General features: G+C 40.4%; 18 protein-coding genes. 5 read left to right on the top strand and 13 right to left on the bottom strand.

Annotated elements, in window-relative coordinates:
• The first annotated feature begins 13 nt into the window (after positions 1–13).
• Both EGT34_RS16760 and nth read left to right on the top strand, forming a co-directional pair.
• The gene (locus EGT34_RS16760; protein WP_001069885.1) at positions 14–805 is read left to right on the top strand and encodes an RnfABCDGE type electron transport complex subunit B; all 792 of its coding nucleotides are present in this window, start codon (positions 14–16) and stop codon (positions 803–805) included.
• Positions 806–1,498: an endonuclease III gene (nth, locus tag EGT34_RS16755; protein ID WP_000279329.1), complete on the top strand. Its 693-nt coding sequence runs from the start codon at positions 806–808 to the stop codon at positions 1,496–1,498.
• Between the two features lie 29 nt (positions 1,499–1,527).
• On the opposite strand, the gene EGT34_RS16750 is transcribed toward nth, so the two are convergent.
• The 4 genes from EGT34_RS16750 to EGT34_RS16735 all read right to left on the bottom strand — a co-directional run bounded on the left by EGT34_RS16750 (position 1,528) and on the right by EGT34_RS16735 (position 4,370).
• The gene (locus EGT34_RS16750; protein ID WP_000691574.1) at positions 1,528–1,665 is read right to left on the bottom strand and encodes a hypothetical protein; all 138 of its coding nucleotides are present in this window, start codon (positions 1,663–1,665) and stop codon (positions 1,528–1,530) included.
• Between the two features lie 71 nt (positions 1,666–1,736).
• Entirely contained in the window at positions 1,737–2,390 is a 654-nt protein-coding gene (adk, locus tag EGT34_RS16745; RefSeq protein ID WP_001220244.1) for an adenylate kinase, read from the bottom strand.
• Between the two features lie 86 nt (positions 2,391–2,476).
• Positions 2,477–3,790 (bottom strand): membrane protein, encoded by a 1,314-nt coding sequence (locus tag EGT34_RS16740; protein WP_000895449.1) that lies wholly within the window; start codon positions 3,788–3,790, stop codon positions 2,477–2,479.
• Between the two features lie 61 nt (positions 3,791–3,851).
• Positions 3,852–4,370, bottom strand: a complete 519-nt coding sequence (locus EGT34_RS16735) for a hypothetical protein (protein WP_001227327.1) — start codon at positions 4,368–4,370, stop codon at positions 3,852–3,854.
• 236 nt (positions 4,371–4,606) lie between these two features.
• Here EGT34_RS16735 and mrdA point away from each other — a divergent pair, with 236 nt between their 5' ends.
• Both mrdA and rsmD read left to right on the top strand, forming a co-directional pair.
• Positions 4,607–6,625 carry a penicillin-binding protein 2 gene (gene mrdA / locus EGT34_RS16730; protein ID WP_000809155.1) on the top strand — a complete coding sequence of 673 codons (2,019 nt, stop codon included), beginning with the start codon at positions 4,607–4,609 and terminating at the stop codon, positions 6,623–6,625.
• Positions 6,625–7,176, top strand: coding sequence for a 16S rRNA (guanine(966)-N(2))-methyltransferase RsmD (gene rsmD / locus EGT34_RS16725; protein WP_000795849.1), 552 nt, complete (start codon positions 6,625–6,627; stop codon positions 7,174–7,176). Before mrdA ends, rsmD begins: the two co-directional genes overlap by 1 nt.
• A gap of 41 nt (positions 7,177–7,217) precedes the next feature.
• On the opposite strand, the gene EGT34_RS16720 is transcribed toward rsmD, so the two are convergent.
• The 9 genes from EGT34_RS16720 to EGT34_RS16680 all read right to left on the bottom strand — a co-directional run bounded on the left by EGT34_RS16720 (position 7,218) and on the right by EGT34_RS16680 (position 13,413).
• Positions 7,218–7,787, bottom strand: coding sequence for a HupE/UreJ family protein (locus EGT34_RS16720; RefSeq protein WP_001009286.1), 570 nt, complete (start codon positions 7,785–7,787; stop codon positions 7,218–7,220).
• A gap of 9 nt (positions 7,788–7,796) precedes the next feature.
• Complete coding sequence (ureG, locus tag EGT34_RS16715; protein ID WP_000140200.1) at positions 7,797–8,411, bottom strand: urease accessory protein UreG; 615 nt, start codon at positions 8,409–8,411, stop codon at positions 7,797–7,799.
• A 24-nt stretch (positions 8,412–8,435) separates the two neighbouring features.
• Positions 8,436–9,101: an urease accessory protein UreF gene (locus EGT34_RS16710; protein ID WP_000103629.1), complete on the bottom strand. Its 666-nt coding sequence runs from the start codon at positions 9,099–9,101 to the stop codon at positions 8,436–8,438.
• Positions 9,088–9,570 (bottom strand): urease accessory protein UreE, encoded by a 483-nt coding sequence (ureE, locus tag EGT34_RS16705; RefSeq protein ID WP_000708731.1) that lies wholly within the window; start codon positions 9,568–9,570, stop codon positions 9,088–9,090. Before ureE ends, EGT34_RS16710 begins: the two co-directional genes overlap by 14 nt.
• Positions 9,571–9,639: 69 nt before the next feature.
• A complete protein-coding gene (ureC, locus tag EGT34_RS16700) occupies positions 9,640–11,340 on the bottom strand; it encodes an urease subunit alpha (RefSeq protein WP_000784174.1) in 1,701 nt (566 codons plus the stop codon).
• Positions 11,341–11,352: 12 nt separating this feature from the next.
• Positions 11,353–11,811: a GNAT family N-acetyltransferase gene (locus EGT34_RS16695; protein ID WP_024437178.1), complete on the bottom strand. Its 459-nt coding sequence runs from the start codon at positions 11,809–11,811 to the stop codon at positions 11,353–11,355.
• Positions 11,801–12,121 (bottom strand): urease subunit beta, encoded by a 321-nt coding sequence (locus tag EGT34_RS16690; protein ID WP_000612139.1) that lies wholly within the window; start codon positions 12,119–12,121, stop codon positions 11,801–11,803. The genes EGT34_RS16695 and EGT34_RS16690 overlap by 11 nt, the downstream gene beginning before the upstream one ends.
• Positions 12,122–12,133: 12 nt before the next feature.
• Complete coding sequence (gene ureA / locus EGT34_RS16685) at positions 12,134–12,436, bottom strand: urease subunit gamma (protein ID WP_000422460.1); 303 nt, start codon at positions 12,434–12,436, stop codon at positions 12,134–12,136.
• 101 nt (positions 12,437–12,537) lie between these two features.
• Positions 12,538–13,413: an urease accessory protein UreD gene (locus EGT34_RS16680; RefSeq protein ID WP_001984367.1), complete on the bottom strand. Its 876-nt coding sequence runs from the start codon at positions 13,411–13,413 to the stop codon at positions 12,538–12,540.
• A gap of 194 nt (positions 13,414–13,607) precedes the next feature.
• Here EGT34_RS16680 and EGT34_RS16675 point away from each other — a divergent pair, with 194 nt between their 5' ends.
• The gene (locus EGT34_RS16675; RefSeq protein WP_000688337.1) at positions 13,608–13,931 is read left to right on the top strand and encodes a hypothetical protein; all 324 of its coding nucleotides are present in this window, start codon (positions 13,608–13,610) and stop codon (positions 13,929–13,931) included.
• Positions 13,932–14,086 lie beyond the last annotated feature (155 nt).

Below are 14,086 nucleotides of genomic sequence, written 5' to 3'. Positions count from 1 at the left end.
GCTATTTTCCTCTATGAATCCATCTATTTCTCTCATACGCGAGATTGATGCGTTATTACCACAAACACAATGTGGTCTGTGTGGGCACCGTGACGGCTGTCTACCTTACGCAAAGTCCATTGCTGAAGGTGAAGAAGCAAATAAATGTGTTCCTGGTGGACAGCCAGTGGCCGATGCACTAGCACAATTATTAAATCGCCCATTATTACCTGCTGAAACGAGTGTCTGGCCTGTACAGGCGGATGGACGCCCACAACGCATGAAGGCAATTATTCGCGAAGATGAATGCATCGGATGTACAAAATGTATTAATGCCTGCCCAGTAGATGCCATTATTGGTAGTGGTAAGCTCATGCATACAATTTTGACTGATCTATGCACAGGTTGTGAGTTATGTATTCCACCCTGCCCAGTTGACTGTATTGATCTAGTCGAAGACACTCAAGCATTGCCAAGCGAACAGCAACGCATTGCGGAGCAAAATGATTTACGACAACGTTATTACGCGCATATTCAACGTGAAGAAAAACGCCGTATTCACCGCAAAGGCCCTGTTGTACGTGCTGAAATCGATACCCAGCTGTTTGCACAGTTCTCTCAAGCACTTGATGATTTACCTTCAATTCAGCTCATCGAGAAGCCAAAAGAAGCGATTGTAAACGATGCAAAAACCACAATTGAATTAGCGAAAATTCGCACACAAATTAAAAAGTTGGAAAAGCAGCTCAGTGTTCGAGAAGATGCTAAAAAGCGTCTTCAACTTGATGAACTACAACAGCAACTCATTCAATTACAGGAGGTCTGAATGGCCGTCAAAAATATGACGAAAAAGCAGATTCAAATTTTCTTTGAACGCCTTCGTGAACAAAGACCTTCTCCACAGACCGAATTAAAGTATTCATCACCATTTGAATTGCTCATTGCCGTTATGTTATCGGCGCAAGCAACCGACGTTAGCGTGAACAAAGCAACTGATAAGCTCTATCCTGTTGCGAACACCGCTGAAAAAATCTATAACTTAGGCGTAGACGGGTTAAAAGAGTACATTAAAACAATTGGTCTTTATAACGCAAAAGCCGAAAATGTTATCAAGACCTGTAAGATTTTAATGGAGCAGTTTAACGGTGAAGTTCCAAGTAACCGAAAAGATTTGGAAGCTTTGCCAGGCGTAGGCCGTAAAACAGCCAATGTAGTTTTAAATACCGCATTCGGTCAGCCGACTATGGCTGTCGATACACATATTTTCCGTGTTGGAAATCGGACGGGCTTAGCAATAGGTAAAAATGTTCTGGAAGTTGAACATCGCCTAGTAAAAGTCATTCCTAAAGAATTTATTTTAGATGCACATCACTGGCTGATATTACATGGTCGTTACTGCTGTATTGCCCGTAAACCAAAATGTTCAGAGTGCGTGGTTGCTGATGTATGTAATTGGCCGGACCGCTTTGAGTTTGGTGCACAAAAACAAATTGCGGTTAAAAATATTGAGGCAGAATAAAAGTTGGGTATAGCTTATACCCAATTTGGTTACTTTAAACGCTTTTGCTGTTTTCTTTCTTCTTTCGCTTGTTTTTGTACTTTTCTCAGCATTTTGTAGCTTTGATACAGTAAAAATAACAATAGTGCCAGACTCAGCAATACCACCAAAATCAAAATGATTTTCAAATCATTCTCCTGCACTTAATGAAAGAAAAGAGCCCTCACAAAGAGGGCTCGGTATTACAAATAATATTAAATTATTTGTCTAAGATGTTGAACAAATCTTTTTGTACATCTTCAATTGTACGCAAGCCATCAAGCTTGTCATAAGTTGGCGCGTTTTCACCAGAAGCAGCACGACCTTGGTAGAAACCAACCAATTGTTCTGTTTCCGTGTGATAAGACGCTAAACGCTTACGGATTGTTTCTTCTTGGTCATCTGGACGTTGAACAAGATCTTCACCAGTTTCATCATCTTTACCTTCCACTTTAGGTGGATTGTATACAACGTGATAAACACGACCAGAAGCTGGATGCTGACGACGACCAGAAAGACGTTTTACGATTTCTTCATCAGGTACATCAATTTCGATTACATGATCAATGCTGATCCCTTCTTTTTCCAAAGCTTCTGCTTGAGGAATAGTGCGTGGGAAACCGTCGAAAATACAACCATTCACGCAGTCAGGTTGAGCAATACGTTCTTTTACTAAACCGATAATGAGTTCATCTGAAACTAAACCGCCAGATTCCATCACACTTTTAGCTTTTAAACCTAATTCAGTACCTTCACGAATTGCAGCACGGAGCATATCACCGGTTGAAATTTGTGGGATATTGTAGCGCTTACAGATCAACTGAGCCTGAGTACCTTTGCCTGCCCCAGGTGGTCCGAGTAAGATAATGCGCATAAAAAACATCCTCATTTAAAACAATGAATGTGAGGTCCGGCAGATTTAGTTTCATTGATCTTCAATAGATCCTGCCCGACTTCGAATTATAAGAAAGCCACAAACAAATGTATTGTACCAGCAATAAATCCGGTTACCCCACCTAGTACAATAAGAATCCACTCGTCCTCTTGAAATGCTGGACGTAACAAATTCTGAAACTCTTTTGGTGTTAGTTCACGAATACGCTCTTTAAACATTTGAAAAATCTTCTGTGCCCGGCTTGCATTTAGTGCAGGGTCACATACCGGTCCCATCGTAATTTCAATTGAACGATCAATCAAGTCCGTCTTTAACCTTGCATACTCTCTTGGGCCTAAAGAAAGCTGTAAAGATGTTCGAACAAGTGGAGTTTCCATGATTTCGTTAATATGACGTTTAACAATACGACGCGTTTTGTCCTTGCGTGAACCATACATCATTTCTGTCATAATTGATTTTAACGTAATCAGATCTTCTGTCACTACGCTTGAGAAGACTTCTGAAACTTCTTCTTGACGCTTCATGAAAGCCCCTTGAACATTATAAGTACCAATTCGTAAAACAGGTACAATCCAAGGGAACTTACGATCTTTTGTTAATCTAAATATTTGCGGATAACGAATGTAATGCGGTTCAATCGGGTTAAATACCATCCAGATTGCAATCCAGTTAGTTAAAAAGCCCCAAATAGACGCCCAAAACGGTACTGTCCAATGCCAAGGCACCACAAACCAGACCACCATTTGGAAAACACCAAAGAACATCCCGATTAGTGCACTAATATGCCAAATAAAGTTGATTTCTTTTTGTCCAACTTTTAAAAACATACGTACCATTAAACGGCGATCACCTTCCATTTGGCTCACCACCATTTCACGCATATCAACCAGTGACTCAACGTTCATAGTCAGCTCAGTCACTAATTCTCTGAGTACACCTGGTAATTGCTTATGCGCTTGAGCATAAATACGGCGTTTAATCGAATAAGGTAAATTTTCCCAAAGCACTGCATTACGATCGATCATGACTTCATCAATCAAATGCTCAAGTTCAAATCCGACTTGCTCACCAATAATACGCGCCATGTCTTCAGGGTCCATTGCCTCTAAAAACTCACGCAAAGAACCTAACTTGGATAAAGTATTATCGGTAATAATTCCAGAGATACGTCCAGCTTTACGTGGCACAATACCTTGCCAGCCGACTGGTAAAGGACCTAAATGAAATCCCCAAAACTTGATTGGGTAAAACACCATTTTTAAAGCCATCCACACATGTGCCCATGTGACAAAGGCAGTGACCGGAATGATACTCAAAACGGCCCAAAAATCAGGTCTGTGTAAAAAGGTCTGCCACAATCCGCTGACGTACTCTAACATGTAAGACTCTCGTATTTATTTGTGCTCTGCTTATGGCGAGTTAACGATAAACTGCTTTGTTTTATAAACCAAAACTTAGAGAATAAGAAAATTGAATTTGTGGTTTAGTATCTGCAGCAACATCACCATTCTGGTCCGTTAATTTTTCCGCTGCGCCGATACCCACACTAAACGTACTAATTCTTTCTGAATTCAACAATACATATGCCAAATCGACACCAGCCCCTAAACGAGATTTATAATCTCCGTCTACCGATTTGCTATCAAGATGTCCAGCGTAAAAGCCAATATAGTAACCATTTTTATCTGTTCCAGTAAGGTAGTACGGATAGCGGAATCCGACTTGCCCTCCAGCAGTTTTATCGCCATTTAAAAATGCACCAACTTTTGCGTAAGCAATTCCATAAGGATTTACCCACTCACCATTGAGATGTAACAATTTTTGTGTAAAACCGGCGCCTACATTCCAGGTAGATGCTTTATGATCTGCTAATTTTGCTTCTGGAAGAAATGAGTATTCTTGCGCATGTGCCCAACTGCTTACTGTCAAAACTGCAAGTAAGGGATAAATTTTTCTCATTATTTTCTCCATTTTCCCTAATCGTATGGTGAGAACAACCCTATTCTATTGAATGAGAGACTTTAACAGAATTATTTTGCTTCTTATATACAAGACTCTACAATTTTGTTGTCTACAAAGTCAAAAAAGCCAATTTGCCTCTTCACTGAAACTTTGAAAAATATGCGATATTTTAAGTGCGCTTGCGTTAGAATAAGCAGCTATTTTTCTCACCCTATGTCATTAAGTCGATCCGTATGAAACAGCACTTTCCTTTAAAAGATATCCAGCAAGAAAAGCGCATTTATCGAGGTCGTATATTTTTTGCCGTAGGGCTTGTGATTATCTGTTTATTGGTACTAGCCAGCCGATACGCTTATCTACAAATTTTTCATTATGATGAGTTCTCGACGGCATCGGATAAAAACCGTATTCGCCTACAACCCCTTCCACCTGCTCGTGGTTATATTTATGACCGCAATGGGGTTTTACTGGCAGATAATTACCCTGTTTTTACCGCAACATTAAGTAAAGCAGATGTTGAGAACGTTGATACCGTTATTGAACAATTACAGCCTATTTTAGAACTCACTCAAGAAGATGTAGATCGTTTTAAAAGCCGCATTAAAACAGCACGTAAAACTGAACGTGTGGCCATTAAACTGAATTTGACCGAGACAAATATTGCCAAATTTAGTGAAGTTAAATACAAGTTCCCCGGGGTTAGAATTGAAACCCAAATGACGCGCTATTATCCACATGGTGATTTATTTGCTCACGTGATTGGATATGTTGGCCGTATTAACGATAAAGAATTAAAAAGTATTGATAAAGATTTATATGCTGGAACAAACCTAATTGGTAAAATTGGTGTAGAAAAAAGCTATGAAGATTTACTTCATGGAACACCTGGGTATGAGTCTGTAGAAGCAGATGCTCATAGTAATATTTTGCGTCACTTAGGTCGTAAAGACCCAACCCGTGGTAACGATCTCTACTTATCATTAGATTATGGTTTGCAAGTTGTCGCGTCGCAACAACTCGCTGGTCGACGTGGTGCAATTGTTGCGATAGACCCGCGTACCGGTGAAATTCTTGCGTTGGTTTCAAGTCCAAGCTTTAACCCTAACTTATTTGTGACGGGTATTAATCATAAAGATTATAGTTCTCTACGTGACAATATAGATCAGCCTCTTTATAACCGTGCAGTACAAGGTGTATACCCTCCCGGTTCAACCATTAAGCCAATGGAAGCGATGGGCGGTTTACATTATGGAATTGTTGATTGGGCTACTGCTATTTCCGACCCTGGTTATTTCCATTTACCGGGTGACTCGCACAAATTCCGTGACTGGAAAAAAACCGGTCATGGCATCGTGAACATGCACAAAGCCATTATCATGTCTTGTGATACCTATTTTTATATTTTGGCTAATCAAATGGGCATCGATCAGATGAACCAATGGATGCGCCAATTTGGCTTTGGCCAAAAAACAGGTGTCGATTTACCAAGTGAAAGTGAAGGCTTATATCCAAATCCTGAATGGAAAATGCGTACACGTAAATCCAAATGGATGAAAGGTGAAACGATTTCAGTCAGTATTGGTCAAGGTGCATTTACCGCAACTCCTTTACAACTCGCCATGGCAACTGCCATTACGGCGAACCACGGCTCGCATGTAGTTCCACATGTTTTACGTGCAACCCATGGTGCAAAACCTTTTACCGTACGTAATGCACCTGATGGAAAAATTAATTTCAATGGTACAGATGAAGATTGGGTAAAAATGCGAGAAGCCATGATTGATGTAATTCAATCAGGTACTGGTCGTGGTATCCGTACACCCCTATATCAAATTGCCGGAAAAACAGGTACAGCACAGGTTAAAAGTATTGCTCAAGGCAAACGTTATAACGAAGCTGCGCTTAGTGAACGCCAACTTGACCATGGTCTTTTTGTTGGCTTTGCTCCGGCTGATAAACCAGAAATCGCTATTGCAGTTATTTGGGAAAATGGCCGTCATGGTGGTTCAGCAGCCCAACTTGCTAAACCCGTGTTTGATTACTGGTTATTAACCCGTAAGAAAAATCCGATTCGACCAGCCAACCATCAGGTTAATGGTGGCTTGATGACTGCTGGGATTAAACCGGGTGAACTCCCAAGTGGTAATGAAAGTGCCAGCTCTACTCCTGCGACCTCTGCTCCGACTTCCGCAGCAGCCTCTACTCCACAGGCAACACCAACTCGTCCTGCTACAAACGAGGTCGATGAATAATGAAAAATCAATTACGCATTATTGGGGGCGAATGGAAAAGACGAGTTTTACCATTCGCCAGTATTGAAGGATTAAGACCAACTCCCGATCGTGTCCGCGAAACTTTATTTAACTGGCTTATGTGGGACATTCAAAACGCTCATGTTCTAGATATCTGTACAGGTTCTGGGGCATTAGGCTTTGAAGCATTATCGCGCGGTGCTGCATCTGTTTATATGATTGAGCCAGATAAGACTCAGGCACGATTTTTAAAAGATAATATTCAAATGCTCAAAGCGCAGAATTGCCATTTAATTAATGCAACTGCTCAACAAGCCTTACCACGCTTAAAAGAACAGTTTGATGTCGTTTTTTTAGACCCTCCTTATAGTCTTAATTTATGGCAAGAACTTGCCCACTTAGCAGACATCCATATTAAAAATAATGGGTACATTTATGTTGAAGCTGACCGAGATTTATCTCAGCTTCACCTTCCTGCAACATGGCAGCAAGTTAAAACAACCAAAGCTGGTACAGTCCATGCAGGGCTTTACCAAAAAGTAAACGAATAAAAAGGTAGCCTTAAGCTACCTTTTTCGCTACAAAGTTTTAATTAACTCAAACCAATCACTGCAACAAGTGCTGCACAGGCACCTACAATTTTTTTGCCATATGGCACATAACGTGTAAATACTGCACCGAGTGCAAGCCCACTACAATAGATAAGTGCCATACCAGCAACCATACCAGTTACTAACGCCACGATATGCCCTGCATGTGCTAACTCAACACCATGAGCCATACCATGAAAGCTTGCGAGTAAAGCGGCAGCGATAGGTAAAATCCGATTTGATTTTGTCCATAGCGCAATCGCTGTAATAATTAAAGAAGCAACAATACCGTATTCAGCAACATTGGCGGGCACCAAACCGTGAGCACCTACCAAAAAGCCGATCACTAAGGTGATACTTAAAGTGATGACGCCAGCGATTTTCCACTGTTTGGCTGCCGACCATAGCAAGACACCAAAGCCTAAAGCCATTACTAAATGATCCAGCCCTGTAAACGGATGAATAAAGCCTGCCATAAAACCTGAATGTACATGATCATGCCCCGGATGAGCCATAGCTAACGCAGGTAACATGCTAAGGAGCCCAACGCTCCATTTTTTAATGAAGTTCATAGTTACTCCTTAAGCCTTAAACAGCCCTTGCTTCTCAATAAATTGAATAATTTCTTCAAGCCCATCTTGTGTTTTCATGTTTGAAAATAAAAATGGCTTTTCACCACGCATGCGTTTTGCATCTTGGTCCATGACATCAAGGTTTGCTCCCACCATTGGTGCGAGGTCAGTTTTATTAATAATCAGTAAATCTGACTTGGTAATACCCGGTCCTCCTTTACGAGGGATCTTTTCGCCACCTGCTACATCAATGACATATAAAGTTAAATCAGAAAGCTCTGGGCTAAATGTTGCTGCTAAATTATCACCACCGCTTTCAATAATAATGAGTTCTAAGCCATCAAATTTTTCGCACAGATCATCAATCGCAGCTAAATTAATTGAGGCATCTTCACGAATTGCTGTATGCGGGCAACCACCTGTCTCGACACCTACAATACGATCTGGTGACATCGCTTCATTACGGGTTAAAAAGTTTGAGTCTTCTTTGGTATAAATATCATTTGTCACTACTGCCATATTATATTTATCACGCAAGGCACGGCATAAGTTAAGTGTAAGTGCTGTTTTACCTGAACCGACTGGTCCGCCAATTCCGACTCGTAATGGACTACGTTCTGTCATGATTTTTTATCCTTTTTCCTAAACTTAAGATCTGAATAACCGTGAATATTGAGTTTCGTGTTTCATGCTCAGCATGGCATAGCGCGGCAAAGCACTACTCAATTGCTCATCTTTAAGTTTTAAAGCCTTCTCTACAGCTTGTGGTACTCGCCCATGCAAATGCCATAAAATTCTTTGTCCTGCCATTTGGCCCAATGGGACAGTTTTTACCGCGGCTAAAACCTGATTTTCTAAAACGGTAAAGGTATACGCCGTAAGTACATCCACATCTTTAAGTTCTAAACGACCGCAAAGCTGCGCATAGACAGGCACAAAACCAAACTGCTTTTTAACCTCAACTGTTTTCTTTAAAACATCTTTAATCCATGCATTTAAAGAAAATGCGAGTTGCTGAGATTCGGCCAAAAGCTCTTTACTTTCTCGGCTTGCCTTATACAAATGTGCCCAAATTAGAAACTGATCTGGGTCATCATAATATTGCATAAGACGTTTAAGTACAGGTAACTCAAAGCGTACTAGCAGCATTTCAAGCACTTCTTCAAAGTAAGCAATTGCCGAGGATTCATCGTGTATTAAGCCAATATCAATGGCGGTTTCCACACCTTGCGAATAGCAATATGCTCCAACTGGTAATGCCGCAGAAGACAATGTCAGCAGTTGCAGTAATTGCGCAGCATTATGAGTGGACATGGTGTAAAGCTTTGATTGGACTTAAACGATGGTCATGGCTATGCTGTGCATAGGCACCGCTTTCAGGTTCAAATGGATGATCGGTTTCTGTCACAGTAAGTCCCAAACCTTCTACCATTTCTGCAAGCACATGATCAGGCTCAAAATATAAAGCTGTTGGTGTCAGCATTAATGGCACATGTCGGTTACCTAAATGATAAGCCGCTTTAAGCAAATCAAATTCAGTCTGAGCAGTGACTTGCATTAGCCGTTCAGGTTTGGCATCGACACGTAATACATCGCCCTCTTGCGTTGCAATATATGAACCACTACGCAAAATGCCGGTACGTGGCAAATCCGCACCAATATCTACGCCACTCGCTAAAGCCGCTCGAAAACGTGATTTTTGGCGGGTATCAAACGTTAGCTCAACCGTTTCAAATGCTTGATCAGGAGAAATATCTTCAAGACGTTGGGTGTAAATTTTCATTTAGCTTTTCTCTCCTTACTTATTTCTTTCATATATAAGGTAATGAGGCAAATCACCTCTATAAATTCATTAAAACAAGAAATAACGTTGTGCCATCGGTAATACGTCAGCAGGTTCACACGTTAGTAATTCACCATCGGCCCGCACCTCGTAAGTCTCAGGATGAACCTGCATAACAGGACAATATGTATTGTGTTTCATATCGGCTTTGGTAATTGAACGCGTGTTTTTACAGGGACTGATTAACTTTTTAAGGTTTAGCTTCTCAGCAACTTTTTCATCAATTGCGACTTGAGATAAAAAGGTAATACAGGTGTTATGTACACCACGTGGATAAGCACCAAACATTGGGCGATAATGCACTGGTTGAGGTGTAGGAATTGAAGCATTAATGTCACCCATTGGCGCTGCTGCAATCATGCCACCTTTAATGATCATGGAAGGTTTCACGCCAAAAAACGCAGGCTTCCATAACACTAAATCAGCAAGTTTTCCGACTTCAACCGAACCAATTTCATGGCTTAAACCATGGGTAATTGCCGGGTTAATTGTATATTTGGCAATGTAGCGTTTAACGCGATTGTTATCATGAAACTCATTATCACCCTCTAATGGGCCACGTTGTACTTTCATTTTGTGGGCAGTTTGCCAAGTTCGTAAAATCACTTCACCCACACGTCCCATTGCCTGAGAGTCAGATGACATCATGGCAATTGCGCCTAAGTCTTGTAAAATATCTTCAGCAGCAATGGTTTCACGACGAATACGACTTTCTGCAAAAGCAATATCTTCAGCAATTGCTGGGTCTAAATGGTGGCATACCATGAGCATATCTAAATGCTCATCAATGGTATTGATCGTGTAAGGTCGTGTTGGGTTGGTCGAAGATGGCAAGACATTACTTTGCCCAATTGCTTTTAAAATGTCGGGAGCATGCCCGCCGCCCGCACCTTCGGTATGGTAAGTATGAATCGTACGGTCTTTAAATGCCGCTAGCGTTTCTTCTAAAAAACCACCTTCATTTAAAGTATCCGTATGAATTGCGACCTGTACATCATACTCATCTGCAACGCTCAAACAGTTATCAATAGCCGCAGGAGTTGATCCCCAATCTTCATGTAGTTTTAATCCAATTACTCCTGCTTTAATTTGCTCGCGAATGGGGTCAGGTAAACTTAAATTCCCTTTACCCAATAGACCAATATTCATAGGCAAATCATCAATCGCCTGCAACATGGTCGCAATATGCCAAGGCCCTGGAGTCACTGTCGTTGCCGAAGTACCTGCTGCAGGTCCTGTTCCGCCACCCACCATTGTTGTTGTACCCGACATAAGTGCAGTTTCAACTTGCTGTGGGCAAATCCAGTGAATGTGAGTATCAATACCACCTGCCGTTAAAATTTGCCCTTCACCCGCAATTACTTCTGTCGCAGCACCTAAAGGAATGGTAATGTCGGGTTGAATATCAGGGTTTCCAGCTTTCCCAATTTTCCAGATTCGTCCATTCTTTAAGCCCACATCGGCTTTAACAATTCCCCACCAATCCACAATTAAAGCATTGGTTATGACTGTATCGGCAACTTCATCAGCTAGAAGCTGAGATTGTCCCATCCCGTCACGAATAACTTTTCCGCCACCAAATTTAACTTCTTCACCATATGTCGTTAAGTCTTGCTCAACTTCGATAAAAAGCACTGTGTCAGCCAAACGAATACGATCACCAACCGTTGGACCAAACATTTCTGCGTATGCACGACGTGACATTTTCATACGATTAGTTCCTTATTTTTCTGATGGCAAAGCATAATATTTTGTCATCGGGATAAACTGGATTCCCCATTTTTCAGCAGCATCACCACTTACAATAAAACCAAATTTTTCATAGATATCTTGAGCATAAAAACTTGAATTCACCGTAATTTTTTCAATGTCTATATTTTCATTTTTAATTTTTTCTTCTATGAAATCCCAAAGCTGTCGCCCTAGACCTAATTTCAAATGTGTTTTTTTAATAAAAAAATGCATTAAATGTGAGGGTTCCATATAAGCAACTATACCCACGATTTGTTGATCAATCTCTCCAACAAAATAATGAATATCTTCTCGATCAAAAATTGTTTGTATGACTTCTGGTTTAAAGCGTGAGTGCCCTTCGTCATTTGCAATCACTTGATCTACATATGGAGCAATTATGGCAACGATAGTATCTGTGTCATCTTTCGTTGCTTTTCTAATCAACATTTTCATCCAAACGTCCCATTACCCGACCAGCAAAACCATATACTTCTCGCTTACCAGCTAAAGCAACAAGCTCTACTTCTCGACTTTGTCCTGGTTCAAAACGTATTGCTGTGCCTGCTGCAATATTTAACCGAAAGCCTTTTGCTACCTCACGATCAAACTGTAAGGCATCGTTTGCTTCATAAAAATGAAAATGCGAACCGACCTGAATAGGCCTGTCGCCAAGATTAGCCACCACAACTTTCAAAGTTTCTCGTCCAATATTTAATTCAATGTCAGTTTCTGGAGTAATAACTTCACCGGGAATCATAAGTATTCCTTTTTATACAATGGGCTGATGAACAGTGACTAATTTCGAACCATCAGGAAAAGTTGCTTCAACCTGTACCTCAGCAATCATTTCCGGTACGCCATCCATGACATCTTCACGCTTTAATAAAGTCGTTCCAAAGTGCATAAGTTCACTCACCGTCATACCATCCCGTGCACCTTCAAGTAAGGCTGCAGAAATAAATGCAACAGCTTCCGGATAGTTCAACTTTAAGCCTCGTGCTTTACGACGCTCAGCCACTAAGCCTGCAGTAAAAATGAGTAATTTATCTTTTTCTGTTGGATTGAGTTCCATATCTCTTTCCTAAATAGCATCTAATTTTCTTTAAGCAAAATGCGTGCTCAAAAGCAGCATACCGGTTTTAATCGTTTTTAAAATACGCAATTTAACGTAACTTAAGTTTTCCAAATTCTTGGAAATTCTTCATCTAAATCAAACCAATAACGTCTTAATTTAGCCCGTATAGCTGCGAAAGCATCATGACATCGTCGTACATCATTTCCTAAAAAACGCGCACACAGTACATCTTCTAATAAGGTCAACGTCACGGGAACATCCATACGCATAATAAGTTCACGGATGAGTTCAATATGTTGCTCTAAATAAAATGAAGAACGGAATTTTTCAGGGGGCACGGCCCAAAAGCTGGCCATTACCGCTTGATTATTCATTCCTAAACACGAGCTTAACCAGCGGTCGCCTCCCTCAAAATATAAAGTATCGGCAACTAATAACTTGTTTTTGCGCCATAATTTAAACTGGTTGTGATAGCTTCCCTGAACAAAATTCTCAGCCCGAGCCTGCCGCCCCAAGACCAACATATCCCATCCAATAAAACTTGCTGTTTGTTCAAGATGGATATCTGTTTCAGAGTGGGCTAAAGCACCGTCAAAAAGCATTGTTTCTTGCGGCATCCACTCTAAAATAGAATCATCTTTTACATTCAAATAAATATGCTGGAAAGCCTGTTTTCCATTTGTTCTATACCACTTACCCGCTCCCGGTGTGGTAATTACAGCATGCGCCTGCCCTTCTGTTTCAATTTGAAAAGTAAGATGATCACCGCCTGCAATTCCAGCCGGTGGATGAACAATAATGGCATGACAAACCCCAGTTTTTTCGGGCCAGAGCATTTTTTGCACCCGAACGGGGCCATAATGCTTTCTGTGACTCATTATGGTGCGAGAGTTTTCATAACAAAACCCCAGTTCTAACTGGGCATACCAAAATGGTGCTGAAGAAGTCTGAAAATTTTGTTGAATTCGATTCATTTTGGCTCATTTTTGATAATGGCTTTTTTGATAAGCAAAATATGCACCAAAAGCAAAAAGTGGCTATTACAAACTTAGAAACAATTTTTTTATTTTAATGAGTCAAAAAATCATCAATGTCTAACATAAAACCACAGTAAAGCATGGAATTATTTATACAATAGCGCCCATCCTCGCTCTTATAAATTTTTCCCATGAAAATCTTTTTCGTGTTAGTACCGTTTGTATTTTTAACTGGGTGTATTTTTGGCCAATCAAGTGAGGTCAAACGTGCAGAAAAACTTTTAAATAACTTTCAATGTAAAAATATTGAAACAAATGAAATTTCTACAAGTTCAATCAACTCTTATTACCAGCAATCTTTAGCGGTGAGTAAGGAAAAAGCGACCTCTTATGTAGAAAGCTATAAAAATGGTGAAGAATTATTCGCGATGCCCTTAGATGAAGTCGTAGAACAGCAATACCAACTTTATAAAGCAGCGTGCGATTCTTTAGGTGGGGTTTCTGCCCAACCATAAATTCTTAAAAGTATCCATTAAATCACTTTAGTGGATACTTTTAATTCTCAACTAAAATATAAAAAAACATAGCCCCAATCTGTGCAATTTTTACTCACTTTACCTTTTGTTAAAATTAAGCTACATACTAGAGCTTTTATTTTCGATTCTTTTTT

This window comes from Acinetobacter sp. FDAARGOS_558, from assembly GCF_003937785.1.
Taxonomy (GTDB): Bacteria; Pseudomonadota; Gammaproteobacteria; order Pseudomonadales; family Moraxellaceae; genus Acinetobacter; species Acinetobacter baumannii.
This window is presented reverse-complemented; position numbering and strand designations above follow the sequence as displayed.